This window comes from Rhodopseudomonas infernalis, from assembly GCF_022271405.1.
GTDB classification, from domain to species: Bacteria; Pseudomonadota; Alphaproteobacteria; order Rhizobiales; family Xanthobacteraceae; genus Rhodopseudomonas; species Rhodopseudomonas infernalis.
This window is the reverse complement of record NZ_JAJNAL010000002.1, coordinates 240,728-266,704: the sequence shown is the minus strand read 5'-3', so window position 1 is coordinate 266,704 and position 25,977 is coordinate 240,728. Positions and strand designations below refer to the sequence as shown.

The window sequence follows — 25,977 nt, the reverse complement described above, 5'->3', positions numbered from 1 at the left end:
CCCTGACGTAACTAATTCTTCTCGATGCGGATGACCTGCGGCCGGCCGCTGATCACCTTGTCGCGCTGCACAGCCTGGATTGCGCGGCGCACCGCATCCTCGCTGGTCGCGTAAGTGATCAGGATCACCGGCACCGGCGACGACTTGGCCGGCGTGCCGGCTCCGTCGGTCGTGGACGCCGCGTGCCGCTGCACGATCGATTCAATCGAAATTTCCTGTTCGGCGAGCCGGGTGGCGATGGTTGCCGCGGTGCCGGCGTGGTCGCGCGCCAGCAGGCGCAGATAATAGCCGCCCTCGTGGCGCTGCATCGGCGCCTTGCTGATGGCGGCGAGCTTGGCCACAGGCCGGCCGAACGGTTCGGCGCGGATGCCGCGGGCAACATCGGCAATGTCGGCGACCACCGCCGAGGCGGTCGCGGCCGAGCCGGCTCCGGCGCCGACCAGCGTGATCGGCGCAATGCCGTCGCCATCGATCGACACCGCATTGGTGACGCCCATCACCTGCGCGATCGACGACGCCTTCGGCACCATGGTCGGGTGGACGCGCTGCTCGATGCCCTTGGCGGTGCGCACAGCGACGCCGAGCAGCTTGACGCGATAGCCGAGATCGTCGGCGGCGCGCAGATCCTCCGGGGTGATCGAGCGGATGCCTTCGACATAGACCGAGCTCTCCGACACCTTGGTGCCGAACGCCAGGCTGGCGAGGATCGACAGCTTCTGTGCGGTGTCGTGACCGTCGATGTCGAAAGTCGGGTCGGCCTCGGCATAGCCGAGCCGCTGCGCATCGGCGAGGCAGGCGTCGAACGACAGCCCCTCCTGCTCCATGCGGGTCAGGATGTAGTTGCAGGTGCCGTTGAGGATGCCATAGACGCGCTCGATATCGGTGCCGGCCAGGCCTTCGCGCAGCGTCTTGATCACCGGGATCGCGGCGCCGACGGCGGCCTCGTAGTTGAGAGCCACCGCGTGCTTTTCAGCGAGCGCGGCCAGCTTCAAGCCGTGCTTGGCGACCAGCGCCTTGTTGGCGGTGACCACCGACTTGCCGGCAGCCAGGGCCGCCTCGATCGCCGGTCCGGCCGGATCACCGGCGCCGCCGATCAGTTCCACGAAACAGTCGATGTTGGGATCGGTGGCGAGCGCCAGCGGGCTCTTGGCCCAGGCGATACCGCGCAGGTCGAGCCCGCGCTTCTTGGTCTTCGACCGGGCGGTCACGGCGACCACGCGGATCGGCCGACCGCAGCGAGCCGCGAGCGTCCGCTGCTGCCGTTCGATGACACGGACCACTTCGGCGCCTACGGTGCCGAGACCCGCAATACCTACTCTGAGCGCGTCCATCGGCGCCGAACCTGTCGTCTGAAGTCTGCTGAAAACGGAGGCCGGCGAACGCGGCCTCCGGGAACCGGGTCCTACCGCCTGGTGGCGAGAGGAACCACGTTGTGCAACGTTTCGACGCCGCTTTCAAGGAAGCGCCGGACGCCGCGCGCAGCCTGGCGGATACGCTGCTCGTTTTCCACCATCGCGATGCGGACGTAGCCCTCGCCGTGCTCGCCGAAGGCGACACCGGGCGACACCACGACGCCGGACTTCTCCACCATCAGGGTGGCGAACTGCATGCTGCCGATCTCGCGGAACGCCGGCGGCAACGGCGCCCAGGCGAACATCGAGGCCTGCGGCGGCGGGATCTCCCAGCCGGCGCGGCCGAAGCTCTCGACCAGCGCGTCGCGGCGCTTCTTGTACGTCTCGCGCATCTCCTTGATGCAGTCGTCGGGGCCGTTCAGCGCCGCGGTGGCGGCGACCTGCACCGGCGTGAAGGCGCCGTAGTCGAGATACGACTTCACCCGCGCCAGCGCCGCGATGATGCGCTCGTTGCCGACCGCGAAGCCCATTCGCCAGCCGGCCATCGAGAACGTCTTCGACATCGAGGTGAACTCGACGGTGACGTCCATCGCGCCCGGCACCTGCAGCACCGAGGGCGGCGGGTTGGCGTCGTCGAAATACACCTCGGCGTAAGCGAGATCGGACAGGATGTAGATCTCGTGCTTCTTCGCGAACGCGACCAGGTCCTTGTAGAAGTCGAGCGACGCCACATAGGCGGTCGGGTTCGACGGGTAGCAGACGATCATCGCGATCGGCTTGGGGATCGAATGAATGATCGCCCGCTCGGCGGCAGCGAAGAACTCTGGGGTCGGCTCGGACGGCACCGAGCGGATCACGCCGCCCGCCATCAGGAAGCCGAAGGCGTGGATCGGGTAGCTCGGGTTCGGGCACAGCACGACATCACCGGGCGCGGTGATCGCCTGGGCGACGTTGGCGAAGCCTTCCTTCGAGCCGAGGGTGGCCACCACCTGAGTGTCGGGGTTCAGCTTGACCCCGAACCGGCGCTCATAATAGGCGGCCTGGGCCTTGCGCAGCCCGGTGATGCCGCGGGACGCCGAATAGCGGTCGGTGCGCGGCTTGCCGAGAACTTCCTTGAGCTTTTCCAGCACATGCGGCGGCGCCGGCAGGTCCGGATTGCCCATCCCCATGTCGATGATGTCGGCCCCGGCGTTCCGCGCGGCCGCCTTGGCCCGGTTGACCTGTTCGAACACGTAAGGCGGCAAACGGCGGATGCGGTAGAATTCTTCCATGGTCCTCGACTCCGGGGTGCGGCTGGATCGTTACCGCGTTCTTGATCGGAGGGGAATCCGATTCAGGCGCAGAAACGCTCTTAATCGCACGATTTTGCGGCGGATCAGGTCGAGGACGGTGTTTGTGCTGCGCCGGCCTGCGAACGGTGATCTGCCACCGCCGCCGTTCGTGCACCGGCGACGTTGACGACTATTTGGCGGCGGCCGGCTTGGCCGGCGCGGCGCTGGCATTGGCGTTCGAGGCCGCCTGGCGCTCGCGGGCGGCGATCAATTCCTGCTCGATCTTGTTGCGTTCGGCGGGAGCCAGCACGGCTTCGTCGCGGTTCGCGGGCAGATCATTGACGGCGGGGAAGCCCTGCTGGTCTTTCGGCTGCTCTGCCCGTTCACTGCCACCCAGTATCGGCATATCCGACACCGAAATCGAGCATCCGCCGAGGCCGAGCGTGCCGAACCCGAGCGCGACCAACAGCACAGCCGCGCGGCCACGCCCTGCGCCAAGGTGGCGCAGCGTCCGGATCGGCATCGTTCCCGTCTGTCGCTTGACCTGCAAAACCCATCCTCGACCTTGCGGCGGCGACTGGTCGCACGCCGAAGCATTAATCGTCAAATATCCGAACCCGAAGCGCCGTAAAACCTTATTCCCGCAACAAGCCCACCTGCACCATGCTACGTCAGTGAGATGCCAATGTGGCTAAATCAAGCGCAATGACGCACTGCAGCACATCGAATTCAGCGAGATTTACCGAACTATGTCATCATCGATGGCATAACGTGAAAAGCGTATCAAAAATTCGAACAGAGTGAAGCGTCCGCCGATGACCGACATGCTACCAGAAACAGCGACTGCGAAGAAGTTCGATCCAGAGGCTTTCGCGCGCAATCTGGCGCAGGCGATGGAGTCCGGCGGCCAGGCCTTGGCGACGATGCTGAAGCCGCGCGAACCGATGTCCAACGGACAACCGCCGGCCGAACTCTCCGAAATGGTCAAAACCCTCACCCGCGTCGCCGAGTATTGGACGTCAGACCAGGCGCGAGCCGCCGAACTGCAGGCCAAGCTCGGCAAGTCTTATCTCGACCTTTGGGGCAACGCCTCGCGCAAACTGACCGGCGAGAAAGTCGAGCCGACGATCGAGCCGCCGCCGCGCGACAAGCGGTTCGCCGATCCGTCCTGGCGCACGAACCAGTTCTACGATTTCCTGATGCAGGCCTATCTGCTCACCTCGCAATGGGCGAACGAGCTGGTCGAGAAAGCCGACGGCCTCGATCCGCACACCAAGAGGAAGGCGGCGTTCTACATCCAGCAGATCACCAACGCGCTGGCGCCCTCCAACTTCGTGCCGACCAGCCCGGAGCTGACGCGCCACACGCTGGAGAACAACGGCGACAATCTGGTGCGCGGCATGAAGATGCTGGCCGAGGACATCGTCGCCGGCAAAGGCCATCTGAAGATCCGGCAGTCCGACCCGGCCAATCTCGAGGTCGGCGTCAACATCGCCACCACGCCCGGCAAGGTGATCTTCCAGAACGAGATCATGCAGCTGATCCAGTACACGCCGTCGACCGAGACGGTGCTGCGCACGCCGCTGCTGATCGTGCCGCCGTGGATCAACAAATTCTACATCCTCGACCTCAAGCCGGAGAAGTCCTTCATCAAGTTCTGCGTCGACCAGGGACTCACGGTGTTCGTGATCTCCTGGGTCAACCCGGACAAGACGCTGGGCGACAAGAGCTTCGCCGACTACATGAAGCTCGGCCCGCTCGCCGCGATGGACGTGATCGAGAAGATCACCGGCGAATTGAAGGTGCACACCATCGGCTATTGCGTCGGCGGCACCCTGCTGGCCGCCACCCTCGCCTGGCTCGCCGAGCGGCGGCGGCAGCGCGTCACCTCGGCGACGTTCCTCACCACGCAGGTCGACTTCACCCATGCGGGCGACCTCACCGTGTTCGTCGACGAGGAGCAAATCTCGGCGCTGGAGCGCGACATGCGCGATACCGGCGTGCTCGAAGGCGCCAAGATGGCGATGGCCTTCAACATGCTACGGTCGAACGACCTGATCTGGTCCTACGTCGTGAACAACTACCTGAAGGGACAACCGCCTTCGGCGTTCGACCTGCTGCACTGGAATTCCGACGCGACGCGGATGCCGGCGGCGAACCACTCCTACTATCTGCGCAACTGCTACCTAGAGAACAAGCTGTCGGCCGGCACCATGGTGCTCGACGACACCCAGCTTGATCTCGCCAAGGTCAAGGTGCCGATCTACAACCTCGCCACCCGCGAGGACCACATCGCGCCGGCCGAGTCGGTGCTGTACGGCTCGCAGTTTTTCGGCGGTCCCGTGAAGTATGTGCTGTCCGGCTCCGGCCACATCGCCGGCGTGATCAATCCGCCGGCGGCGAACAAGTACCAGTTCTGGACCAACGACAACATTCACGCCGGCTCGGTCGCCGAATGGTTGAAGGGCGCGGAGGAACACAAGGGCTCGTGGTGGCCGGATTGGCGAGCATGGATCGAGCAATTCGACTCCGATCGCGTCCCAGCCCGAGCCATCGGCAACGACGCCTTCCCGCCGATCGAGGATGCGCCCGGCAGCTACGTCCGGGTACGGTCGTAAAACGGGCCCTCCACGTCAATTGCGAGGAGCACTCGGACGGCGCGAAGCACCGATCCGGGTGAACGCCATGACGGCCTCCCTGTCGCTACGTCGCCGTCACCCAAGCGAGCACCAGCGCAAATCCGGCGAGCCCCACGGTGACGTGGGTGCCGAGCAGCACGTTGGCGGCGACTGGCGAGCGACGTGCCAGCGCGGCGATGAAGCCGGAGAACGCCGAGACGGCGAACAGCCCAGCCGCGACCTTGCCGAACGAGAGGCTCCCGGCGGCCGTGGCGCCGTCCGGCGTGCCGTGCAGCAGCATCACCAAGGTCTCGAGGCCGCCGAAGCCGAGCAACAGATGCAGCGCCACCAGCCCCTGCTTGCGCTCGCCGCGCAGAACCAACAGCAAGAGATACAGCCCGAGCGCCGTCGCCGCGCTCAGGATCACCAGAACAGGCGCTGCCGTCATGCCGCCTCCGATACAGTCGTGATGCGAGGCAACGATATAAGCACGCCGGTCCTCGGTTGAGAACGCCCCCTCCACGAGTCATTCCGGGGCGCGAGCGCAGCTCGCGAACCCGGAATCCCGAGATGGTCTGCGATACGGAAGCCAAGCCGTGCCGGCGTCAGATTCCGGGTTCGCGCGGAGCCTGTCATCGGGCCGGCCAAAGGCCGGACCCGGTGGCGCGCCCCGGAATGACGGTGGGGGTTCAGCGCGGCGCAGTCACCGGCTTGCGCGCCGAGAGGTGAAGGAAGCTGGCGAGCTCCTGATCGAACCCCTTGCCTTCGCTGCGCTCGACGGTCAGCGCATCCCACGGGCCGGCCTCGGCATAGCGCGCGCGCAGCCAATCTTCGGAAGGATAGTTGTAGTAGCGAGCGAGCCTGTCGCGACCTTCTGCCTCGCCGGCCTTGAAGCTGGCATAGAACAGCCCGCCCGGCTTCAGCGCGCGATGAATCCGACGGAGCACGCTGCCCAGTTCGTCGCGCGGCACATGCAGCAGACAGGCATAGGCCCAGATGCCATCGTAAGCGCCGATGACGTCGAGCTGATGAAACAGCATCGGCCGCGCCGGGCGGCCGAGTCGCCGCGACGCCTCTGCGGCCATCTCGGGCGAGCCATCGGTGGCATCGACGTCGAAGCCGGCGGCGAGCATCGCCTCGGCGTGATGGCCGGCGCCGCAGCCGAGTTCGAGGATCTTGGCCCCTGCCGGCAGCTCGCCGAGAAAGCGCGCCAGAGTGGCGCCTGCCGGCTTGCGCTCAGCATAGGCAGCAGCGTTGCTGCGGTAGAACCGCAGCGTCTCATCGTCGAAAGCCTGAGTCATGGCCCGGCTTAGTCGACTCCATCGCTGTCCGGCAAGTCCAACATCAGGCGCATATTCTGCACGGCGGCGCCCGAAGCGCCCTTGCCGAGATTGTCGAGCCGCGCCACCAGCACGGCCTGATGCTGCGCCTCGCTGCCGAACACGTAGAGTTCGAGCTTGTTGGTCTCGTTCAGCGCCTCCGGCTCGATCCGGCCGCCCGTATTCGCCGCGCTGTCGAGCGCAGCGACCGACACATAACGACTGCCGGCGTAACGCTTCGTCAGCGCAGCGTGCAGATCGGCAACCGACGGCTTGCCCGGCAGCGTATCCAGATGCAGCGGCACCGACACCAGCATGCCCTGGCGAAAGTTGCCGACCGAGGGAATGAAGATCGGCCGCCGCGTCAGCTTCGAATACAGCTGCGTCTCGGCGAGATGCTTGTGCGCGAGGCCGAGCCCATAGAGTTCGAACGCCGGTGCCGTGCCGGCCTCATAGTCGGCGATCATTGATTTGCCGCCGCCCGAATAGCCGCTGACGGCATTGATCGACACCGGGTAGTCCAACGGGATCAGGCCGGCGTCGACCAGCGGCCGCAGCAGCGCGACCCCGCCGGTCGGATAGCAGCCCGGATTCGAGACCTTTTTCGCAGCGCGAATTCTGTCGGCCTGATCGGGCGCGAGTTCGGCGAAGCCGTAGACCCAGTCGGGCGCGACGCGGAACGCAGTCGAGGCGTCGAGCACCTTCGGCGCCTCGGTGCCCATGCCGTCGATCACCGCGACGGTTTCCTTCGCGGCATCGTCGGGCAGGCACAGAATGACAAGATCGACCTCGGCCATCAGCGCCCGCTTGGCGGCGGGATCCTTGCGCTTGTCCTCGGCGATGTCCTTCACGACGACCTGGCCGTGACGCGCGAGCCGCTCGCGGATGCCGAGACCAGTCGTGCCGGCGGCGCCATCGATGAAGACGCTAGGCTTGGCGCTGCTGCTGCCAGCCTTTGTCGTGGTGTCCGTCAGGGTCATCTCGGGTTCCTTCACACTGCGGGTTCGGCGACGGGCGCCACGGCGTTGTAGTCGAGTTGCGGCCGCAGCGCGATCATCTGCGCGGCGATCTCCTGTGACGCAGGATCGGGCTGCACCGCCAGCGCGTTTGCGACGGCCATGTGATCGGCGTCGGACTTGTGCTGGTTGAGCTTGAAGCTGCCCTCGACCACATCCACCCGCATCATCACGCCCACGATCGCCTTCTTCATCGCGCTCAATCGTCCGGCCGTCATCTTCGACGACCGCCACGGCCGCTTCGGCGCCAGCGAGGTTTCGAAGACGGCGGTGACCTCGTCAAGATGGGCATCGCGTTCGGCCTCGGACATCACCGCCGCCGGGCCGGTCAGATGCACGCTCTGATACAGCCAGGTCGGCACCTGATCCGGCGAGGCGTACCAGTCCGCCGACACATAGGCACCCGGCCCGCTCACCGCCATCAGCCACGGCGTGCGGCTATCGGCCAGCGCGGCGAGCGGATTGCCGCGCGCGACATGGAACGACAGCAGCGGCGTGCCGTCGCTGGAATAATCGATCGCGAACGGCAGCGGCGACGCCACCGGCTTGCGGCCGTCATGGGCGCACACAAGACCGAAGCCGCGCGCTGCCGCGAACGCAAGGCAGGCGGATCGATCGGGCTTGAAGGCGGGTGGCACGTACATGGCTGGCTCCTGGTTGAAGACGGAGCCGCCGGGTCAGTTCGCGCTTGGATGGGGGAGATCAACCTGCCGCGGACCGAAACCGGCGGCAGGGGCAACGCTGTCAGACGCGCGCGTCAGCCCAAGCCGCGAAGATGCGGCGACGGCGGGCTCGGGCGATGGTCGTGGCGTTGATCATGGCGGAGTTGATAGTTGCGGTGTCTGGTGCCGTCAAGCATCGTCTGACGCAATGCAGCCCGGCACGCTCCTACACGCGATGCTTGCAAAGCCGGCGCGAGCGCTGTATTTCCCCGCGCACTGGTCGGCAGTTCACCAAGGCGTCGCTGCCCCGCGAGGGGAGCTAAACCTGCCACGATCCTGATCGGCAGACACTTGTCCCGTGCCGCGTCGAAAGTCAGCGACCATCGACCTATTCGTCCGGCACGATCGAGGATGAGGTCATGACCCGTACTGTTTTCCCCTACTCCGCTCAGGATGTGTCCGCGCTCGCGCGTGCGCTCAACCGCGAACTCGGCGCGCTGGACCGCAAGCTCGGCCACGTCGAGATGCTGAACCTGCTGGCCCGTTCGGCCGGCTTTCGCAATTTCCAGCACTTCCGCGCCCAGCACGAAGCCGGCGACAGCCTCGCGCGCGCGCCGGAGCCGCCGCCCGCGATCGACCATCAGCGGATCGAGCGCGTCGCACGGCACTTCGACGCCGGTGGCATCCTGGTGCGCTGGCCGGCGAAGGCGAGCCACGCCGAACTCGGGCTGTGGGTGCTGTGGTCGCGGATTCCGCGCGGCCGCGAGCTGAGCGAGAAGCAGGTCAACGCGCTGCTCGCCGGCCATCACGGCTTCGGCGATCACGCGCTGCTGCGCCGCGCGCTGTGCGACCACGGCCTGATGGCGCGCACGCCGGACGGCCGCGTTTATCGCCGCATCGAGCAGCGACCGCCGACCGAGGCCCTGGCGCTGATCCGCCACCTCGCCCCGCGCCTCGCCGCCTGACGCCGCTCGCAGTTTCCTGACGAGGCAGTCATGTCTGTTCCCCTGTTCCGGGGCCGCGCCGCTTTGCGCGCGTCTCCGTCCGCTCCCATCATTGTTTCCACTGCTCGCGGCTTGGTCGAACTGATCGACCGCGGCGACGGCCCCGCCGTGCTGGCGCTGCACGGCGGCATGGGCGGCTGCGACCAGAGTTCGCTACTAGCGCGGGCCGCGCTCGGCGACGATCCGCCCAATCGCGTGCTGGCGCTATCGCGGCCGGGCTATCTCGGCACGCCGCAGGCGAGCGGCACGACGCCCGCCACGCAGGCCGATCTCTACGCGGCGCTGCTCGATGCGCTGCGGCTCGACACAGCGATCGTGATCGCCGTCTCGGCCGGCGGCCCCTCGGCGCTGCAATTCGCGCTCCGCCACCCAGCGCGCTGCGCCGGTGTGGTGCTGGTCTCGTGCTGCACTGGTACGCTCGACGTGCCGGAGCAGGTCCGCACGCGCCTGCCGACGATGCGATGGATCGCCCGGCTGCCGGGCCTCGTCGCACTGATGCGCTGGAGCGCCGCGCGCGATCCGGACAAGGCGGCAAGCCGCTCGATCCGCGATCCGGCACTGCGCGCCCGGACGCTGGCCGATCCGGTAGCCGGCCCCATGCTGTGTGAACTACAGGCGAGCGTGTTCACCCGAATGGCCGAGCGCCTGCCCGGCACGCTGACCGACACCGCGTACTTGAGCGCGATGGACGCAATCGACGTCTCGGCTGTGTCAACGCCGCTGCTGGCGATTCACGGCACCGCCGATACGATCGTGCCATTCGCGCACGCCACGCGCGTCGCCAACGAAGCGCCGCACAGCAAGCTGATGACGATCGAAGCCGGCGAACACGTCAGCCTGTTCACGCATCTGGCTGAGGTGCGAAGGCGGGTCAGCGATTTCCTGTAGAAGGACCGATCCGCAGCCTGATCGATCGCCATTTTTAATCACCGCCTTCGCCGCACCGGCAGCGAACTCCCTCGCCCCGCGCGCGGGGAGAGGTGATCTGCCGTCATTGCGAGCGAAGCGAAGCAATCCATGCGCAGTACACGGCGCTGGATTGCTTCGTCGCTTCGCTCCTCGCAATGACGAAGACGCTTAAATCACCGGATTCCACGGCGCCGGCACCAGCCGATAGCCGTTGCCGTCCTTCTGCACGTAGCCGTTGGCGGGGAACGGGTAGTGGAAGCCCTGCACCCGCATCTTATCGGCAACCAGCATGTCGTAGACCTTGCGGCGGGTGGTTTCGGCCATCGCCGGGTCCTGGTCGAACATCAGGTGCCAGCCCGGGTTGGCGACGAACAGCGCCGGATGGTTGGTGACGTCGGACTGGATGAACACCTTATCGGCGCCGGACGACAGCACGAACGAGGTGTGGCCCGGTGTGTGGCCAACGGCCTCTACCGCGAGCAGGCCCGGCGCGACGTCCTTGCCCCATTCATAGGGCGTGACCTTCTTATTCAGCCCGGCCTCGAACACCCGGCGCGCGTTCTTGAAGACGCCCTGCATCCGCTCGCCGGAGGCGCGGCTCATCTCGCCGTCGTCCATGAAGTACTTCCACTCCGCGGCCGGCACCAGCACTTCGGCGTTTGGAAACGCCGGCTGGTTGTCGGCAGTGAGCAGGCCGTTGATGTGGTCGCCGTGGAAATGGGAAATCACCACGATGTCGACCGCCTTGGGGTCGAGCCCCGCAGCCATCAGGTTGGTGGCGAACTGCCCGACATTGCCCTTGCTCGAGGCGAACGCGCCGGCGCCGTTGCCGGTGTCGACCACGACGAGCTTGCCGCCGGTGTTGATCGCCAGCGGGGCGAAGTTGATGGTCATCTTGTCCTTCGGCATGAAGGCCTGCTCGAGCGCGGCGTTGATCTCGTCCTTCTTGGCGTTGACCACGAAGCCGTCCGGCAGCGGGAAGGTGTTGGCGCCGTCGGAAATCACGTTCACCTGGGCGTCGCCGACCTTGTAGCGATAGAAGCTCGGCGCCTGCTTGTCGGCGAGCGGCGCGGCGGCCTGCGCGGGCGTGCCACGCAGCAGCGGCGTGGCAGCCAGAGCGGCGGCGGCAGTGAGGGCGTGACGTCGGGTCAGATCCATGGCGGGTCCTCGGCGGGTGGAATTGTTGCGGGCAGAAGTCTAGCCCGGGATCGGTGACGGGAGCGCATCATAACGACCGTTTGATCGGGCCGGTGATCGAGCCGGCCTCGCCGACACCAACCCCGAGGGCAGCCCCCTTATTCCGCGCTTAGATCGACCGGACCAGCCACGTCGCGCCGACCGACAGCGCGTCGCCGAACAGCAGCAGCACAGCCGACCACACGAAGGCCGACAGCACGTTGGCGATTTGGAACTGCCAGTACGGCATCTCGAAGATCCCGGCCGCGAGCGGAACCGACGCGCGCAGCGGCCCGAAGAAGCGGCCGATAAAGATGCTCGGGACGCCCCATTTCTGCACGAAATCCTCGCCGCGCTTCAGAAGGCCGGGAAACTTCGACATCGGCCAGATCTGGGCGACGCTGTCCTTGTAGCGATAGCCGAACCAGTACGACAGCCAGTCACCCAGCGCCGCGCCGACCGCAGCTGCGATCCACACCGGCCAGAAACTGACGCCCGCGGCGCCCACCAGCGCCCCGATCGCCACCAGTGCGCCCCATGCCGGCACCACCAGCGAGATGAAGGCGAGCGATTCCCCGAACGCAAGCGCCAGCACAACCGGCGCGGCCCAGGCCTGGTGCTCGCGCACGAAATCGGTGAGGCCGCGAAAAGCTTCTTCCATCGTCCCTTTGACCTGCGGGCGTCCCCTGCCGGCGGGTTCACATCAGTGTCGCATCGCACGGCCTGCGCCCGAAGGGCAAGCGCCGCACCCCGTGACGGATTGCCCCGAGGCAGCCGGCAGATCAGACCCGGATGGCCTGAATACGGCGGCCGAGGCGGAACGGTATGACCGTGCGCCCATGACCTCCACTTTGCACGTCACACCCGCGCGACCCGTTGGCGGGCGGTATCATGCGGCAGGCGCGCACCCGCCGGGGCCTTCCCATCGCCCCGGCTCCGGCCTATATGCGCCATCCAGCGGACGTGCTGCAGCGCATCAAGCGCGCGGCCGACGTCCGTCGGGCCATCAGACGCGCCTGCCATCGCCCACCTGCTGGGCAACCGTGGCATAGTCGTAGCCAGCGATTCGAGCGGCGCGCGCGCCGGCAAAGCCCAGATCTCTCTCAGGACCGACTCCAGGACTCATGGCCAAGGCATTGAAGGCAAGCAGCAAATCGAAGCCCGACAACGACATGTTCGGGGCCGTGCCCAAGTCCGGCGCGCCGCGCGCGGCGAAGCCGGCGGGCGCCGAGGACGGCTACACGGCTGCCGACATCGAGGTGCTGGAAGGTCTCGAACCGGTCCGCCGCCGCCCCGGCATGTATATCGGCGGCACCGACGAGAAGGCGCTACACCATCTGTTCGCCGAGGTGATCGACAACTCGATGGACGAGGCGCTGGCCGGCCATGCCAGCTTCATCGAGGTCGAACTGAGCGCCGACGGCTTCCTCACCGTGTCCGACAACGGCCGCGGCATTCCCGTTGATCCGCATCCGAAATTTCCGAAGAAGTCGGCGCTCGAAGTGATCATGTGCACGCTGCACGCCGGCGGCAAATTCGACAGCAAGGTGTACGAGACCTCCGGCGGTCTGCACGGCGTCGGCGTCAGCGTCGTCAATGCGTTGTCGTCACGTCTTGAGGTCGAGGTTGCGCGCAACCAGCAGCTCTTCCGCATGGTGTTTGCGCGTGGCATCCCGCAGGGCAAGCTCGAGAGCCTCGGCAAGGTCAACAACCGCCGCGGCACCCGCGTCCGCTTCAAGCCCGACACCGACATCTTCGGCGCCAAGGCGGCATTCAAGCCACAGCGCCTGTTCAAGATGGCGCGGTCGAAAGCCTATCTGTTCGGCGGCGTGAAGATCCGCTGGAAGTGCGATCCCGAACTGCTCAAGGGCATCGAGGATGTCCCGGCCGAGGATGAATTCCACTTCCCCGGCGGCCTCAAGGACTTCCTCGGCGCCGCGATCCACAACGATACGCTGGTGCATCCCGACATCTTCGCCGGCAAGAGCGGTCGCAACGGCGCTCACGGCGCCTGCGAATGGGCGGTGGCCTGGACGGCGGACGCCGACGGCTTCATGTCGTCCTACACCAACACGGTGCCGACCCCTGACGGCGGCACCCACGAGTCCGGCATGCGCAGCGCCCTGCTCCGCGGCCTCAAGGACCACGCCGAGCGCGTCGGCCAGGGCAAGCGCGGGTCGTCGATCACCTCGGAAGACGTCATGGTCGGCGCCGCCGTGATGCTCAGCGTGTTCGTCCGCGAGCCCGAATTCCAGGGCCAGACCAAGGACCGCCTCGCCACCGCCGAAGCCCAGAAGATCGTTGAACAGGCCATCAAGGATCCGTTCGACCACTGGCTGTCCGGCAATCCGGTGCAGGCCAACAAGCTGCTCGATTTTGTCATCGAGCGCGCCGAGGAGCGGCTGCGTCGCCGCCAGGAAAAGGAAATCTCACGCAAGACCGCAGTGAAGAAGCTGCGGCTACCCGGCAAGCTCGCCGACTGCACCTCGACCGCAGCGGACGGCTCCGAACTGTTCATCGTCGAGGGCGACTCGGCCGGCGGCAGCGCCAAGCAGGCGCGCGACCGCTCGACCCAGGCCGTGCTGCCCTTGCGCGGCAAGATCCTCAACGTCGCCTCGGCCACCAAGGACAAGGTGGTGGCGAACGCCCAGCTGTCCGACCTGATGCAGGCGATCGGCTGCGGCACCGGGCTGAACTACCGTGAGGAAGATCTGCGCTACGCGCGCATCATCATCATGACCGACGCCGACGTCGACGGCGCGCACATCGCCTCGCTGCTGATCACCTTCTTCTATCGGCAGATGCCGAAGCTGATCGACGAGGGCCACCTCTATCTCGCGGTGCCCCCGCTGTATCGGCTGACCCACGACGCCAAGACCGTCTACGCCCGCGACGACGCCCACAAGGAAGAGTTGCTGAAGAAGGAATTCAACGCCAACGCCAAGGTCGATGTCGGCCGCTTCAAAGGCCTCGGCGAAATGATGCCCGCGCAGCTCAAGGAAACCACCATGGACCCGGCCAGGCGTACCTTGCTGCGCGTGGTGCTGCTCGCCGACGACCGCGAGGGCACCGCCGACTCGGTCGAGCGCCTGATGGGCACCAAAGCCGAAGCCCGGTTCGCCTTCATCAGCGACAAAGCGGAGTTCGCGAGCGAAGAGATGCTGGACGTGTGACGGCGCCCGCCGTCGGTCCCGCGCTGTCGCTCCCTCCTCGCTGCAACCTTGCCGACCGAGCCGCGTTTGGGTCGGTCGATGACGTGGGAGGGTGGCGATGAAACTGGCGACGTTGCTGTTTGCCGCGACATTTCTGTCCGTCCCCACACTCGTCCACGCCCAGTCGCAACTCGACTGGCAGCGCTACAATGTGACCGCCAACTCGGCTGCGGCGGATGTTCCGCGCGCCATCTTCAGCGAGGATGCCGGTCCGGCCCAGGACGGCACCGGTCGCCGCTTCGCCAGCGCTGATCGCGGCGCAGACCTTACGGTTCAGACGATCCCTAACGAGCGCGGCCTGTCCCCCGCCGCCTTCCTGGCGGCGCGCAATCCGCCGTCCGGCATCATCTATCGCCGTGTCACGTCGCGCTTCTTCGTCGTCTCCAGCATTCGTGACGGCCGCATCTGGTACAACCGCTGCAACCGCGTGGCCGGCGCGATGAATTGCGTGCTGATGAACTACCCGGCTGGCGAAAAGCGTAAATGGGACGCGATCGTCACGCGGATCAGCCGGTCGCTCCGCTGAGGATCGCGGCCGCAGACACGCACCGAGCCCACCGTCATTGCGAGCGAAGCGAAGCAATCCATACGTCGCGCTCGGCGCTGGATTGCTTCGCTACGCTCGCAATGACGGCCCCGTTGCTGCTGCAGCAATCAACTCGCACTCGCCTGCCGACATCAGACAGCGCGATCCGCGCTTGAACATGCCAGCGGAAAGGTGCCTAATCGCATCATGCGAACCCTGTTCCTCGTTATCGGATTGCTTGCTCTCGTCATGGGCCTGATCTGGACCGGCCAGGGTGCTGGCCTGATCACTTGGCCGGCGCAGAGCTTCATGATCAACCAGTCGCAATGGATGTGGTACGGCGCCTCGACGGCGTTCGGCGGACTGATGCTGATCCTGATCTCGCGCAAGGTCTGAGGCCGGGCGCGGCAAGCGCCCCGGCCTCGAAGCGCTCAGCTCGCAACGTCGAGCTTTCGATAGTCCATCGCCTGCAAGTCGGCAATCAGATCCGGTCCGACCGGCGACCAGTTCAGCCGGCTTCGCGTCCATGCGCTCGAGGCCTGCATATCGAGGGCCATGAACGGCGCCATCCAGCCGAAGTGATCGGCGGCCTGATCCGGCGTCAGCGCGACGACCGGCACACCGAGCCCGGCCCCGATGGTCTCGGCGATCCGCCGCATACTGACGCCTTCCTCGGCGACCGCGTGATAGCGGGCGCCCGCCTCGTGATGGTCGAGAGCCAGCCGGTACAGCCGCGCCGCATCGTCGATATGGACTGCCGACCAGCGGTTGCTGCCGTCGCCCACATAGGCCGACACGCCCTTGGCCCGGCTCAGTTCGATCAGCGGCGAGATCAGCCCCTGCTTTTCGGTGTCGTGGACTTGCGGGAGCCGCATCACGGCGACCGAGACGCCCTTCTGCGCGGCCTCAAAGCCGGCGCGCTCGCTGGCGATGCGCGGCAGCGCGTGCTCCCAATCCACCACGTCCTCAACCGCCAGTTCGCCCGCCCCTCTGGACCCCATACCGGTCGCCGAGGTGATGATGAACGGCCTGTTCGAACCCGCCAGTTCTTCCGCCATCGCGCCGATGACGCGGGCATCTTTTGCGCAGTTCTCGGCATAGCGTGAGAAGTCATGATCGAAGGCCGTGTGAATGACGGCGTCGGCCTTCGCTGCACCGCGAGCCAGGCTGGCGGCGTCTTCCAGCGAGCCGCGATAGGCTTGCGCTCCGGTTTGCGCCAGCCACCGTTCGCCGGCGTCGGACCGGGTCAACCCGAGCACCTGATGGCCCGCGGCAAGCAGCTCCTTGAGAACGCGCGAACCGATGAAGCCGGTCGCGCCGGTTAGAAACACACGCATGAGAAACCTCCGAGTTTTGGTCGAAGGCGACCTTGGCGGTCTTTCTCGTCGTGTTAAAGTTGTGAGGTTATCCTGGTATAACTCTCAACAGGTTCGCTCATGACTAGTGATCAGAACGCCCTCGGCTCCTATCTGCGCAGTCGCCGGACCCGGCTCGATCCCGCGGCCTTCGGGTTTGCCGCCGGCAGGCGTCGCACGCCGGGACTGCGGCGGGAGGAAGTCGCGCAGCGCTCTAATATCAGCGCCACCTGGTACACCTGGCTCGAACAGGGCCGCGGCGGCGCGCCGTCAGCCGCGGTGCTCGATCGGATCGCCAAGGGGTTGATGCTGACCGAGCCGGAGCGCGAGCATCTGTTCATGCTCGGCCTCGGCCGCCCGCCCGAGGTGCGCTATACGCCGACCGAAGGCATCACGCCGCGGCTGCAGCGCGTGCTCGACGCGATGCCGCTTAGTCCGGCCATCATCAAGACCGCGACATGGGACGTGGTCGGATGGAACAAGGCCGCCGCTGCGCTGCTGACGGACTACAGCAAGCTGCCGCGCGAGCAACGCAACATCCTGCGCCTGCTGTTCGGCAATGCGCGCAAACGGGCCCGACAGGAGGATTGGAGCAGCGTCGCGCGTTTCGTGGTCGGCGCATTCCGGGCCGACGTTGCCCGCGCCGGTGCCGGGGCGACCAAAGAAGTCTCCCGGCTGGTGGATGAGTTGTGCCGGCTCAGCTCCGAATTCGCAGCGCTGTGGCAGGACAACGAGGTCGTCGCGCACGGCGAAGGCGTCAAGTGCATCAAACATCCCGAAGCGGGTCGTCTCGACCTGGAGTTTTCATCCTTCGCGGTGGAAGGCCGCCCCGACCTCGGCATGATCGTCTACAATCCCGCCTCGCCTCAGGTTGCCGAGCGCATGCGTGAACTGATCGAAGCGAAGGCCGACTAGATCCGGACTTCATCGACTGCTCGAGGCGACGCAATTCTCAAGTGAGCGCCGTCCGAAGCCTAGCCGCCCTCCTGTGTAGCCGTGTCAGGCAGCCCAGCGCCCGCGCTCTGCGAGCCCGTGGGCGCTCAGCCAGGCGTCGTTGTAGATTTTCGACACGTATTTCACGCCGCTGTCGGGCAGCACCGTCACGATAGTCGCGGGCGGCGCCAGCCGCCGCGCCACCTGCAACGCGCCCCAGACATTGGCGCCGGAACTACCTCCGCACAACAGCCCCTCTTTGGCGGCCAGTTCATGACACATCGCGAAAGCGGCGCGGTCATCGAAGCGGATCACATCGGTGACCACCGAAAAGTCCATGCACTTCGCGAGGTGGTCTTCGCCCACTCCCTCGACATGGTAGGTCGCGATCTCGTCGTGATCGACGACGCCGTGGTGGAAATACTTGAAGTAGATCGAGCCCACCGGATCAAGGAGGACGATCTCGGTGTCGGGCTTGCGCGATCGCAGAAAACGGCCGACTCCCGAGATGGTGCCACCGGTGCTGCCGGCCGCGACGAACGCCGTGATGCTGTCGCCGAGCGCCGACCAGATCTCCGGCCCGGTGGTCCTGAAATGCGCCTCCGCATTCATCGGATTATCGTACTGATTGAGCATGAAAGCGTTAGGCAGGCCGGCGCGCAGCCGGCGCGCACGCTCGACATAGTGCTCCGGCGAGCCCGCCGCCGCGGCGGTTGGACACACCACGATCTCCGCGCCAAGCGCGACCAGGAAATCCTGCTTTTCCTTGCTCACCTTGTCGGGCATCGTCAGGATCGCCCGATAGCCGCGCGCCGCCGCCAGCATCGCGATCGCGGCGCCGGTGTTGCCCGACGTATTCTCGACGATGGTGGCGCCGGGCCGCAATTGCCCGGTGCGCTCGGCATCCTCGATGATGAAACGAACCATCCGGTCCTTGATGCTGCCCCCGGGGTTGAGAAACTCCAGCTTGGCGAAGATCCGGATGCCATCCGGGACATCGAGCTTGGTGAGTTCGACGAGCGGCGTCCCGCCGATCGCATCTTCCAATCTCTTGGGCATCGTCGCGATCCTTTCGTGTTGAAATTGTTTCGGTCAGACCGGGTCGATGCCTGCTGCGTCGCGGGTCGGCCTGCCTTCGCGGCGTCCGGGTACGGCACGAGTGGCGATCATGAGGCAGAGCAGCGCGGTCCCGACCAGTTGTACGAACGTCAACCGTTCCGACAGGATCAGAAATCCCAGCGCGACGCCGAACACCGGCGTCAGCAGGAAGAAGCCGCTCGCGCCGATCGCCGAGAACTGGCGCAGGATGAGGACCCATAGCCAAGTCCCAGCGATCGAGCCGATCACCACCAGATATAGAAAAGCGAGCAGCATCGCGCCGCTCCAGCTAAATTGCGGCCAGCCTTCGAGCAACGCCGCGGCGATCACGGACACGATGCTGCCGACGATCAGCTGGAAGGCCAGCAACGGGAGAGGACCGTCCGCTCCGATCAACGGCTTGAGCAACGTATTGCCCACGGCCAGCGCCACGACGCCCGAGAGCATCAGCGCGATCGGCGGAGAAATGACGACGGAATCGATTTGCACGCCGTTGTCGCGCCCGAGGATGACGATGCCAAGACTGATCACCGCGCCCGCGGTGGCCAGCGCTTCGCGCATCGAGGCACGCTCCCCGAGCAACACGACGGCGATCGGGATCGAGATCAACGGAAGACTGGAGCCGACCACCGAGACCAGAGCCGCTGGCAGCGCGTGAAGCGCGTAGAACACGGCGCCGAGGTAATAGCTCTGGCTCAGCCCGGCGGCCGCGAGCAGCCGGACGCGCTGCGCGGCCGAGGCGGCGCGATACTGCGCGAACGCCCGCCGGCCGACGAACGGCAGCAGCAGCAGCGCCGCCGCGGTCAGGCGACCGGCCGAAAGCCAAAGCGGCGGCGCCAGCGGCAACGCGATCTTGGTCGCAATGAACGATCCGCTCCAGATCAGCGCGAAGCCCACCCCGGCGAGCAGCCCCAGCACAGGAACCGGCAACGCTTTCAGATCCTGCGGCTGCCAAGGTTTGAGGTCCGATCGAGGGGCGTCGGTCATCGGATCGACCTGCGATGCAGGCTGCGTTCGTTGGCGCCGCCGGTGTGCACCAGCAGCACGCGGCTCGACGAAGCGATCCTGCCGGCCGCAACCATGTCGGTGAGGCCGCGCAGCGCCTTCAGCATGTAGGTCGGGCCGAAATACAGGCCGGTGGTGCCGAACAGACGTTCGCTGTGTTCGAAGTCCGCCGCGATGGTCACCCCGTAACCGCCGCCGAGCGCACCGTCATACAGAGCAAACGCTTCGTCCGGATCTCCGCTAAGAGGTGTTTCTGCCTTGCTTGGCGCGAAGCCGAGCGACGTCGCGGCGCGGCGGAAGTTGTCACGATAGGTGTCGGCCGAATAATCGTCGATCCGAATGCCGACCAGACGCCATCGCGAGCGATGAAATCGACGGCTCAGCGCAAGACCGATGATGGTCCCGCCGGTGCCGACGGGCAGCACGACGACGTCGAACCGGGTCGCGAGTTCGGCCTCCTGCGCGGCCAATTCGACGCCGAGTCCCATCGGCCCCGCGGTTGCCGACACGGCGCCGGCCGGCACGACCAGCGGCCGCCGGCCGGAGCGGATCAGATCGGCGACCAGCGCGTCGCGGATCGCTTCGAAATGCCTGGCGTCCGGCAATTCGATGACGTGCGCGCCCGACGCCAGCAACCGCGCGTAGTTGCCCACGGGTTGGCGCGGACCGCGGCCGCGCAGGATCACGTAGAGCGGTGCGCCGGCGATCCGGCAGTAGTGCGCCATCGACATCAGACAATTGGACTGCGGCACGCCGTCGATGACGATCGGATCGCGATCAGGCGCCGCGTGGCCGTCGAGGATCGCAGCAATGGCGCGGCGCTTGACACCGGAGCCGACACCGTCCTGCAGATCCTCGCGCTTGACCCACACTTCGGCGCCGACGATCCGCGACACCGCCGCGTTGTACTCCAGCGGCGACCGCTCGACCGGCAAGGGCCGCACGGCGGCGCCGGCAGCGCTGCTCTGCATCATCGCTGGCTCCTACCGGACGACGGCCTGAAATCCGTAGGCGAGATGCGCGACGTGATGTCCCTGCTGAACATGCTCCCAGGCCTCGCCGGCCGATAGCAAAGCCGGTTCGAGCAGTGTTCGCGCCACTTCCGGCGAGAAGGTCAAGATCGAAGGATAGTCGTGCCCCGCGGCGCCCAGGATGCGGGCGGCCTCGGCCTCGTCGTAGAACGCGAAGGTATCGCCGTTCAGGCGCTGCTCGTGGTCGGCGTATTGCGCCAGATACTGTTCGTCGCTCTGACGCATGATCGCGACCGTGCCGCGCTCATGGTGCATTCCCGCCCGCTCGAAACAGTGCTCGATCGCCGCATCGCTGATCCGGCCTCCGATCAAGGTGATGATCGCGCCGCCGGGGGCGAGCCGGGCCTTTGCCGACAGCAGTAAGCCGAGTTGAGGCAGCAGCGACCAGCGCGCCAGCAGGTCGTCGGGGCCCGTCTGAAGATGCGCATAAGCGCGGGCGTCGGTCAGCGTCGTGGTCGCGAGTTCGCTGCCGAGCTGATCGGTGTCGACCATCACCAGCGGCAGGTTGGCGTAGATCAGGTCGCACGGCTCCTCGAGCGGCTCGCAGTCGCGCCCTGCGGCGAACCGGATCACATCGGGCATTCGGCTGCCCGCGGTATTTGCGCGGATGTTTCGCTCGATGTCCGGCAGCAACGCCGGGACGATATCGGTCACGGTCAGCCGCTCGATCGAGAACAGCCGCAGCGCCGCGATCACGTCGATGCCATTGGCGCTGCCGATGAAGCCGGCAGAGCGGATATGTTCGCCCCGCTCCGCCCGGAAGTGACGAAACTCCGACAATGCGACATGCAGCCAGTCGTTGCGCGGATCGTCTTCGAGGCCCGACATGTCCTGGACGATGGTAACAGCGTCCGGCAAGACACCGGACGTGATGCCGTGAATGTCGTACAGCGATTTGAGAGATCGTACCGCGGCAATCATTTTGACTCTCCAATGAACACGACTGGCCACGCGCCGGCGGCATGCAATGCCGAAAGACCCGGTCGCAACTGCAAACTTGAGCGATGAATTGAAAGCGTGCAGCGACGCTAACTAAGCGTGCTGATGTTGACAAATGATATTAACCGATCGAAATTCATCGAGAATGTCGATGGGTCACCGCCATGCTCGATCTCGTCTTGCTGAAGAGCTTCCTGGCCGTGCTCGACCACGGCGGATTTACCTGCGCGTCGCGCGCATTGCACAAAACTCAATCCACCATCAGCCTGCACATCCAGCGTCTCGAACAGGCCGTCGGTCATCCGCTGTTCGAGCGTGCCGGACGCAAGGCGACGCTGACCGAACGCGGCGAAGTGCTGCGCGTCTATGCCGAGGCGATGATCGAGCTGAATAACGAGGCGATGCTCAAGCTGCACCGCCCGACGGCGGTGGGCACGGTGCGGCTCGGTATCCTCGAAGACTTCGCCACCGAAATGCTGCCCACTGCGCTGCGCCGTTTCAAGGACGCCTATCCGGGAGCGCGGCTGATGGTGCGGAGCGCTTTGACGGCCGATCTGCAGCGCGAACTGGACAACGGCGAACTCGACATCGTGGTGGTGCGGCGTCAGGACAGCTCCAGCGCCGGTGAGACGCTGTGGCGTGAACCGCTGCGCTGGGTCGCCGCACCGCATGGCGCGTTTGCCGAAGGGCCGGTGCCGTTGGTGATGTTCCCGGCGGGCTGCGTGTATCGCAACGAAGTGTTGCGGCGCATGCGCGCCGGCCCGCGCGAATGGGAGATCGTGTACACCAGTACCAGCCTGGGTGGCGTCCAGGCTGCGGTCGCGGCCGGCGTCGGTGTCAGTGTGCTGGGACAGAGCGCGGTGCTGTCGGACTTCGCCGTGCTCGGCGCGGCCGAGCAGCTACCCGAACTACCGGACACCGAGATCGTGATGTGCCGCGGCGCCGCGCGTGGCGACGCCATCTCCGCGCTCGGCGATTACCTCGCGGCAGCGCTGCCGGCTGTGGGAGTCAACGCTTCGCGGCTGATCTGGACCGACCGAAACCGCGGCATGGTCGGCCCGACGATGCCCCGCCCGTCGCTGTAGGCCGTTGCAGATTTGCAGCGACGGCGCTTCGCGCCTCCACGCCTGCCGTCCCCTCACCGCCGGAACGTCTTGATCTCCGACACGCTGCCGTCGCGGTAAGTCAGCTCGACCGAGACCGACTTCACGTTCGACGGCAGCTTGAAATACGGTGTGGCGCTGCTCGGGATCGCGACCGGATCGCGCATGTCGCAGGCCGGCATCTTCAGCACCTTGTCGGGCACCGCGCTGTCGACGCCGATCCGCGCTTCGCGGATGGCGCAGCGATATGACATCAGATGCGTGTAGTAGACCAAAAGGCCGTTGTAGTCGCGGAACGACAGCCAACTCGTCGCGGTCATATCCAGGATCTTGCGCTGATCGCGAAGCAGCGCTGCCTCGGGCTCGAACCGGATTGGAAACGGCCCCTGCAGTTCTCCCTGCGCATCGACGTAGCGGACTTCGATGGTCGAGGCAGGCGCATCGGCCGGCAGCTGGATCGACGGGTTCGGCAGCCGCTTGCGGGTGCGCGGATCGAGCGAATCCATGAAGCCGGTCTCGCGGAAGTCGCCCTCGCCGGCCATCCGCCACGAAATCCCGAGCGTCGGATCCGCAATCGAGAACACCACGGTCCAGCCGCCATTGTGGCGCGAGAAGCTGGCGATCGGCGCGTTCAGGCTTTCCGAGCTCGGCGGCTTCAGCGGCGCCACCGGTGGCAGCGCCGCGACCTTGTCGGGCGCCTGGCTCGGCGCTGGCGCGGCGCTGCCAGCCGGCTTCGGCGGCCCATTGAGAAACACGTCGTCGACCATCTGGTCGAAATACACCGGCACCTGCTTGTGGCCGACGGTCTCGGCCATCTCGCTGACCTGCCGCCGGGTGCGCTGCGCGACCTGGACGAGATTGTCACCCGGGTCGCGGATCTGCTTGGCGAACACGCGGGTGAACACCGAATTCGGATTGCTGTCGCTGTCCGACAGCCGGTCAAGCGCGGTCTGCCGCGGCCCAGCCGAGAAGATCGAGAACACGCCTTCCGGCAGCGTCGTCATCGGCGCCAGGCCGCCGCGCCCGGACAGCGCGCGGACGCCGCGGCGCTCGAACGGATTGTTGCGGCAGGCGTCGAGTACCAGGATGGCGGTGCGCGCGCCGCGATTCTGCAGCCGGTCGACGATGCGGTCCGCCATGATCGAGGCGTCGCGGACCAGTTCTTCCTGCCCTTCGGTCGCGGCCGGCACATCGGTCGGCAGCAGAAAATTCTGGCCGGCGATCTCGAAGCCGTGGCCGGCATAGAAGAAGAACGCGGTGTCGCCGGGCTCGATGATGCTGTCGAACGCCAGCAGGCTCTGGCTGAAAGCGGCGCGGCTCTGGTTCTCGGCGATCATCACCTGGAAGCCGAGCGCACGCAGCGTGTCGCCCATGGTGCGGGCGTCGTTCACCGCCTTCTGCAGCTTCGGGACGTTGCGGTAGTCGTCGTTGCCGATCACCAGCGCGACGCGCTTTGCCGCCTGCGCAGGTGCGCAACAGATCAGCACCGTCGCGACGAAAGCGATCGCCGATATCCCCCGCAGCGTCAGCGATCGCATTCCCAGATCCCCACTCAACCCGGCGCCCCTCGCCGCCTGCGCCATAGTCGGTTAAAAACCGATGTCGGTTCAACCCGTTCGATCCGGCCTTGCAGACCGCTTGAAGCCACTAAAACTGCAAGAATATTAAGCTTTTCAGTCGTTTCATGGTCCGGCGCATTGACTTTGGCCGATTCCGGCCTATGTTCCGGCCGTGATGCGGCCCGGTATCGACTAGCGATATCCCGATTGAGCCGCCTGTCCGCGACCGACATCCCCGTGCAACATTGCTTGCCGCTCCGGGGTTGAGCGCGACAGTGATTTACGAGAAATCCCGGCGGCGGTTTCATCAAGTGGCGTGATCTTCGAACCGGTTCAATACTCGTTCGGATCCGATCACGCCGACAACAGAGGCTCAATGTCCTTTTCCAATCTCGGCCTTTCAGACAAGGTCCTCGCTGCCGTCGCGGCTAGCGGTTACACGACCCCCACCCCCATTCAAGAACAGGCGATCCCCCACGTCCTCGCCCGCAAGGACGTCCTCGGCATCGCTCAGACCGGCACCGGCAAGACCGCCGCCTTCGTGCTGCCGATGCTGACGATGCTCGAAAAGGGCCGCGCCCGGGCCCGAATGCCCCGCACCCTGATCCTCGAGCCGACCCGCGAACTCGCCGCCCAGGTCAAAGAGCAGTTCGACAAATACGGCGCCGGCCAGAAGCTCAACGTCGCTTTGCTGATCGGCGGCGTCTCGTTCGGCGATCAGGATCTCAAACTCGGCCGCGGCGTCGACGTGTTGATCGCTACCCCGGGCCGCCTGCTCGACCACACCGAACGCGGCGGCCTGCTGCTCACCGGCGTCGAGATGCTGATCATCGACGAAGCCGACCGTATGCTGGACATGGGCTTCATCCCGGACATCGAGCGGGTCTGCAAGCTGGTCCCCTTCACCCGGCAGACGCTGTTCTTCACCGCGACGATGCCGCCGGAAATCCGCCGCGTCACCGAGACCTTCCTGCACAATCCCGAGAAGATCGAAGTCTCCAAGCCGGCGTCCACCGCCGTCACGGTGACGCAGTCGCAGGTCCCCTGCGGGCGCGAGCCGCACGAGAAGCGCGAGACGCTGCGCCGCCTGATCCGCGAGGCCACTGACCTCCAGAACGCGATCATCTTCTGCAACCGCAAGCGCGAAGTCGCGCTGCTGGCGAAGTCGCTGCAGAAGCACGGCTTCAGCGTCGGCGCGCTGCATGGCGATATGGATCAGAGCGCCCGCACCGCGGCGCTGGATCAGTTCCGCAAGGGTGAATTGCCGATCCTGGTCGCCTCCGACGTCGCGGCCCGTGGCCTCGACATTCCGGAAGTCAGCCACGTCTTCAATTTCGACGTCCCGCATCATCCGGACGACTACGTCCATCGCGTCGGCCGCACCGGCCGCGCCGGCCGTCTCGGCACCGCGATCTCGATCGTCGCCCCCTCCGACCAGAAATCGATCGCCGCGATCGAGAAGCTGATCGGTAAAGAAATTCCGCGTGCGGAGGCCGGCCCGGCCGGCGACGTCGAGGAAGAACAAGAGCGCCCCGCGCGTTCGTCCCGCCGCTCGTCCGGATCGCGCCATCGCGAGCCCCGCGAAGCCCGGGGCGAGGATCGCGCACCGCGAGAGGCGCGCGAGCCCCGTGAACAGCGCGAGCCCGTCGAGCTGCGTGAACAGCGCGAGCCGCGCGCCGAAGCCCGCCGTGAGCCGCGCGAAGCCCGTAAGCCGCGCCGTGAGCCGCGCAGCGCGCCCGCTGCTGCTGCAGCGCATGCGTCGTTCGGCTCGGCGCCGCCGCCGCGCGACACCTCGTCCGAGCCGGGGGACCACTCCCATCTCCCGGCGTTTCTGCTTCGCCCGGTCCGCGCCCGCGGCTGAGCCGCGGGACATCGCCTCGGATATTTAC

The 25,977-nt window shown here is 66.3% G+C and carries 24 protein-coding genes; 9 read left to right on the top strand and 15 right to left on the bottom strand.

Annotated features, from left to right (window positions below; all coding sequences use genetic code 11):
* Positions 1 to 11: 11 nt before the first annotated feature.
* The 3 genes from LPW26_RS02910 to LPW26_RS02900 form a co-directional block, all read right to left on the bottom strand.
* Entirely contained in the window at positions 12 to 1,331 is a 1,320-nt protein-coding gene (locus tag LPW26_RS02910) for a homoserine dehydrogenase (RefSeq protein ID WP_238732774.1), read from the bottom strand.
* Positions 1,332 to 1,402: 71 nt separating this feature from the next.
* Positions 1,403 to 2,623 (bottom strand): LL-diaminopimelate aminotransferase, encoded by a 1,221-nt coding sequence (locus tag LPW26_RS02905; RefSeq protein ID WP_238732773.1) that lies wholly within the window; start codon positions 2,621 to 2,623, stop codon positions 1,403 to 1,405.
* A 190-nt stretch (positions 2,624 to 2,813) separates the two neighbouring features.
* Positions 2,814 to 3,146 (bottom strand): hypothetical protein, encoded by a 333-nt coding sequence (locus tag LPW26_RS02900; protein ID WP_238732772.1) that lies wholly within the window; start codon positions 3,144 to 3,146, stop codon positions 2,814 to 2,816.
* Positions 3,147 to 3,438: 292 nt separating this feature from the next.
* Here LPW26_RS02900 and phaC point away from each other — a divergent pair, with 292 nt between their 5' ends.
* Positions 3,439 to 5,241, top strand: coding sequence for a class I poly(R)-hydroxyalkanoic acid synthase (gene phaC, locus LPW26_RS02895; RefSeq protein ID WP_238732771.1), 1,803 nt, complete (start codon positions 3,439 to 3,441; stop codon positions 5,239 to 5,241).
* A gap of 85 nt (positions 5,242 to 5,326) precedes the next feature.
* Here the strand turns inward: phaC and LPW26_RS02890 are convergent, their stop codons facing one another.
* From LPW26_RS02890 to LPW26_RS02875, 4 genes are all read right to left on the bottom strand, one after another.
* The gene (locus LPW26_RS02890; RefSeq protein ID WP_238732770.1) at positions 5,327 to 5,689 is read right to left on the bottom strand and encodes a hypothetical protein; all 363 of its coding nucleotides are present in this window, start codon (positions 5,687 to 5,689) and stop codon (positions 5,327 to 5,329) included.
* 241 nt (positions 5,690 to 5,930) lie between these two features.
* A complete protein-coding gene (locus LPW26_RS02885) occupies positions 5,931 to 6,542 on the bottom strand; it encodes a class I SAM-dependent methyltransferase (RefSeq protein ID WP_238732769.1) in 612 nt (203 codons plus the stop codon).
* Between the two features lie 8 nt (positions 6,543 to 6,550).
* A complete protein-coding gene (gene argC / locus LPW26_RS02880; RefSeq protein ID WP_238732768.1) occupies positions 6,551 to 7,540 on the bottom strand; it encodes an N-acetyl-gamma-glutamyl-phosphate reductase in 990 nt (329 codons plus the stop codon).
* 11 nt (positions 7,541 to 7,551) lie between these two features.
* The gene (locus tag LPW26_RS02875; RefSeq protein WP_238732767.1) at positions 7,552 to 8,220 is read right to left on the bottom strand and encodes an FMN-binding negative transcriptional regulator; all 669 of its coding nucleotides are present in this window, start codon (positions 8,218 to 8,220) and stop codon (positions 7,552 to 7,554) included.
* Between the two features lie 437 nt (positions 8,221 to 8,657).
* On the opposite strand from LPW26_RS02875, the gene LPW26_RS02870 reads away from it, so the two are divergent.
* Complete coding sequence (locus LPW26_RS02870; RefSeq protein ID WP_238732766.1) at positions 8,658 to 9,203, top strand: DUF2087 domain-containing protein; 546 nt, start codon at positions 8,658 to 8,660, stop codon at positions 9,201 to 9,203.
* 30 nt (positions 9,204 to 9,233) lie between these two features.
* A complete protein-coding gene (locus LPW26_RS02865) occupies positions 9,234 to 10,130 on the top strand; it encodes an alpha/beta fold hydrolase (protein ID WP_238732765.1) in 897 nt (298 codons plus the stop codon).
* Positions 10,131 to 10,319: 189 nt separating this feature from the next.
* On the opposite strand, the gene LPW26_RS02860 is transcribed toward LPW26_RS02865, so the two are convergent.
* Together LPW26_RS02860 and LPW26_RS02855 are read right to left on the bottom strand one after the other, a co-directional pair.
* A complete protein-coding gene (locus tag LPW26_RS02860) occupies positions 10,320 to 11,309 on the bottom strand; it encodes an MBL fold metallo-hydrolase (RefSeq protein WP_238732764.1) in 990 nt (329 codons plus the stop codon).
* A 148-nt stretch (positions 11,310 to 11,457) separates the two neighbouring features.
* Positions 11,458 to 11,988, bottom strand: coding sequence for a DedA family protein (locus LPW26_RS02855; RefSeq protein WP_238732763.1), 531 nt, complete (start codon positions 11,986 to 11,988; stop codon positions 11,458 to 11,460).
* A gap of 463 nt (positions 11,989 to 12,451) precedes the next feature.
* Here LPW26_RS02855 and parE point away from each other — a divergent pair, with 463 nt between their 5' ends.
* From parE to LPW26_RS02840, 3 genes are all read left to right on the top strand, one after another.
* The gene (parE, locus tag LPW26_RS02850) at positions 12,452 to 14,500 is read left to right on the top strand and encodes a DNA topoisomerase IV subunit B (RefSeq protein WP_238732762.1); all 2,049 of its coding nucleotides are present in this window, start codon (positions 12,452 to 12,454) and stop codon (positions 14,498 to 14,500) included.
* Positions 14,501 to 14,597: 97 nt separating this feature from the next.
* Positions 14,598 to 15,065 carry a hypothetical protein gene (locus LPW26_RS02845; RefSeq protein WP_238732761.1) on the top strand — a complete coding sequence of 156 codons (468 nt, stop codon included), beginning with the start codon at positions 14,598 to 14,600 and terminating at the stop codon, positions 15,063 to 15,065.
* Between the two features lie 207 nt (positions 15,066 to 15,272).
* Positions 15,273 to 15,461 carry a hypothetical protein gene (locus LPW26_RS02840; protein WP_238732760.1) on the top strand — a complete coding sequence of 63 codons (189 nt, stop codon included), beginning with the start codon at positions 15,273 to 15,275 and terminating at the stop codon, positions 15,459 to 15,461.
* Positions 15,462 to 15,496: 35 nt separating this feature from the next.
* Here LPW26_RS02840 and LPW26_RS02835 read toward each other — a convergent pair whose 3' ends face one another.
* Complete coding sequence (locus LPW26_RS02835; protein ID WP_238732759.1) at positions 15,497 to 16,402, bottom strand: SDR family oxidoreductase; 906 nt, start codon at positions 16,400 to 16,402, stop codon at positions 15,497 to 15,499.
* 99 nt (positions 16,403 to 16,501) lie between these two features.
* On the opposite strand from LPW26_RS02835, the gene LPW26_RS02830 reads away from it, so the two are divergent.
* Positions 16,502 to 17,335 (top strand): helix-turn-helix transcriptional regulator, encoded by an 834-nt coding sequence (locus tag LPW26_RS02830; protein ID WP_238732758.1) that lies wholly within the window; start codon positions 16,502 to 16,504, stop codon positions 17,333 to 17,335.
* Positions 17,336 to 17,419: 84 nt separating this feature from the next.
* Here the strand turns inward: LPW26_RS02830 and LPW26_RS02825 are convergent, their stop codons facing one another.
* Genes LPW26_RS02825 through LPW26_RS02810 form a run of 4 tightly spaced genes read right to left on the bottom strand, consistent with a single transcriptional unit; the run spans position 17,420 to position 21,408 of the window.
* Positions 17,420 to 18,412 carry a PLP-dependent cysteine synthase family protein gene (locus tag LPW26_RS02825; RefSeq protein ID WP_238732757.1) on the bottom strand — a complete coding sequence of 331 codons (993 nt, stop codon included), beginning with the start codon at positions 18,410 to 18,412 and terminating at the stop codon, positions 17,420 to 17,422.
* A gap of 33 nt (positions 18,413 to 18,445) precedes the next feature.
* Complete coding sequence (locus tag LPW26_RS02820; protein WP_238732756.1) at positions 18,446 to 19,438, bottom strand: DMT family transporter; 993 nt, start codon at positions 19,436 to 19,438, stop codon at positions 18,446 to 18,448.
* Positions 19,435 to 20,430, bottom strand: a complete 996-nt coding sequence (locus LPW26_RS02815) for a 1-aminocyclopropane-1-carboxylate deaminase/D-cysteine desulfhydrase (RefSeq protein WP_238732755.1) — start codon at positions 20,428 to 20,430, stop codon at positions 19,435 to 19,437. The genes LPW26_RS02820 and LPW26_RS02815 overlap by 4 nt, the downstream gene beginning before the upstream one ends.
* Before the next feature lie 9 nt (positions 20,431 to 20,439).
* Complete coding sequence (locus LPW26_RS02810) at positions 20,440 to 21,408, bottom strand: hypothetical protein (RefSeq protein WP_238732754.1); 969 nt, start codon at positions 21,406 to 21,408, stop codon at positions 20,440 to 20,442.
* 182 nt (positions 21,409 to 21,590) lie between these two features.
* On the opposite strand from LPW26_RS02810, the gene LPW26_RS02805 reads away from it, so the two are divergent.
* Positions 21,591 to 22,511: a LysR substrate-binding domain-containing protein gene (locus tag LPW26_RS02805; RefSeq protein WP_238732753.1), complete on the top strand. Its 921-nt coding sequence runs from the start codon at positions 21,591 to 21,593 to the stop codon at positions 22,509 to 22,511.
* 53 nt (positions 22,512 to 22,564) lie between these two features.
* On the opposite strand, the gene LPW26_RS02800 is transcribed toward LPW26_RS02805, so the two are convergent.
* The gene (locus LPW26_RS02800) at positions 22,565 to 24,067 is read right to left on the bottom strand and encodes a caspase family protein (protein WP_238732752.1); all 1,503 of its coding nucleotides are present in this window, start codon (positions 24,065 to 24,067) and stop codon (positions 22,565 to 22,567) included.
* A 397-nt stretch (positions 24,068 to 24,464) separates the two neighbouring features.
* Here LPW26_RS02800 and LPW26_RS02795 point away from each other — a divergent pair, with 397 nt between their 5' ends.
* Positions 24,465 to 25,949 carry a DEAD/DEAH box helicase gene (locus LPW26_RS02795; protein ID WP_238732751.1) on the top strand — a complete coding sequence of 495 codons (1,485 nt, stop codon included), beginning with the start codon at positions 24,465 to 24,467 and terminating at the stop codon, positions 25,947 to 25,949.
* Positions 25,950 to 25,977: the final 28 nt, after the last annotated feature.

Bases quoted from the DNA above. Each gene is read 5' to 3' on its own strand.
- LPW26_RS02910 (WP_238732774.1), bottom strand. From the start codon at position 1,331: ATGGACGCGCTCAGAGTAGGTATTGCGGGTCTCGGCACCGTAGGCGCC.
- LPW26_RS02905 (WP_238732773.1), bottom strand. From the start codon at position 2,623: ATGGAAGAATTCTACCGCATCCGCCGTTTGCCGCCTTACGTGTTCGAA.
- LPW26_RS02900 (WP_238732772.1), bottom strand. From the start codon at position 3,146: ATGCCGATCCGGACGCTGCGCCACCTTGGCGCAGGGCGTGGCCGCGCG.
- phaC (WP_238732771.1), top strand. From the start codon at position 3,439: ATGACCGACATGCTACCAGAAACAGCGACTGCGAAGAAGTTCGATCCA.
- LPW26_RS02890 (WP_238732770.1), bottom strand. From the start codon at position 5,689: ATGACGGCAGCGCCTGTTCTGGTGATCCTGAGCGCGGCGACGGCGCTC.
- LPW26_RS02885 (WP_238732769.1), bottom strand. From the start codon at position 6,542: ATGACTCAGGCTTTCGACGATGAGACGCTGCGGTTCTACCGCAGCAAC.
- argC (WP_238732768.1), bottom strand. From the start codon at position 7,540: ATGACCCTGACGGACACCACGACAAAGGCTGGCAGCAGCAGCGCCAAG.
- LPW26_RS02875 (WP_238732767.1), bottom strand. From the start codon at position 8,220: ATGTACGTGCCACCCGCCTTCAAGCCCGATCGATCCGCCTGCCTTGCG.
- LPW26_RS02870 (WP_238732766.1), top strand. From the start codon at position 8,658: ATGACCCGTACTGTTTTCCCCTACTCCGCTCAGGATGTGTCCGCGCTC.
- LPW26_RS02865 (WP_238732765.1), top strand. From the start codon at position 9,234: ATGTCTGTTCCCCTGTTCCGGGGCCGCGCCGCTTTGCGCGCGTCTCCG.
- LPW26_RS02860 (WP_238732764.1), bottom strand. From the start codon at position 11,309: ATGGATCTGACCCGACGTCACGCCCTCACTGCCGCCGCCGCTCTGGCT.
- LPW26_RS02855 (WP_238732763.1), bottom strand. From the start codon at position 11,988: ATGGAAGAAGCTTTTCGCGGCCTCACCGATTTCGTGCGCGAGCACCAG.
- parE (WP_238732762.1), top strand. From the start codon at position 12,452: ATGGCCAAGGCATTGAAGGCAAGCAGCAAATCGAAGCCCGACAACGAC.
- LPW26_RS02845 (WP_238732761.1), top strand. From the start codon at position 14,598: ATGAAACTGGCGACGTTGCTGTTTGCCGCGACATTTCTGTCCGTCCCC.
- LPW26_RS02840 (WP_238732760.1), top strand. From the start codon at position 15,273: ATGCGAACCCTGTTCCTCGTTATCGGATTGCTTGCTCTCGTCATGGGC.
- LPW26_RS02835 (WP_238732759.1), bottom strand. From the start codon at position 16,402: ATGCGTGTGTTTCTAACCGGCGCGACCGGCTTCATCGGTTCGCGCGTT.
- LPW26_RS02830 (WP_238732758.1), top strand. From the start codon at position 16,502: ATGACTAGTGATCAGAACGCCCTCGGCTCCTATCTGCGCAGTCGCCGG.
- LPW26_RS02825 (WP_238732757.1), bottom strand. From the start codon at position 18,412: ATGCCCAAGAGATTGGAAGATGCGATCGGCGGGACGCCGCTCGTCGAA.
- LPW26_RS02820 (WP_238732756.1), bottom strand. From the start codon at position 19,438: ATGACCGACGCCCCTCGATCGGACCTCAAACCTTGGCAGCCGCAGGAT.
- LPW26_RS02815 (WP_238732755.1), bottom strand. From the start codon at position 20,430: ATGATGCAGAGCAGCGCTGCCGGCGCCGCCGTGCGGCCCTTGCCGGTC.
- LPW26_RS02810 (WP_238732754.1), bottom strand. From the start codon at position 21,408: ATGATTGCCGCGGTACGATCTCTCAAATCGCTGTACGACATTCACGGC.
- LPW26_RS02805 (WP_238732753.1), top strand. From the start codon at position 21,591: ATGCTCGATCTCGTCTTGCTGAAGAGCTTCCTGGCCGTGCTCGACCAC.
- LPW26_RS02800 (WP_238732752.1), bottom strand. From the start codon at position 24,067: ATGCGATCGCTGACGCTGCGGGGGATATCGGCGATCGCTTTCGTCGCG.
- LPW26_RS02795 (WP_238732751.1), top strand. From the start codon at position 24,465: ATGTCCTTTTCCAATCTCGGCCTTTCAGACAAGGTCCTCGCTGCCGTC.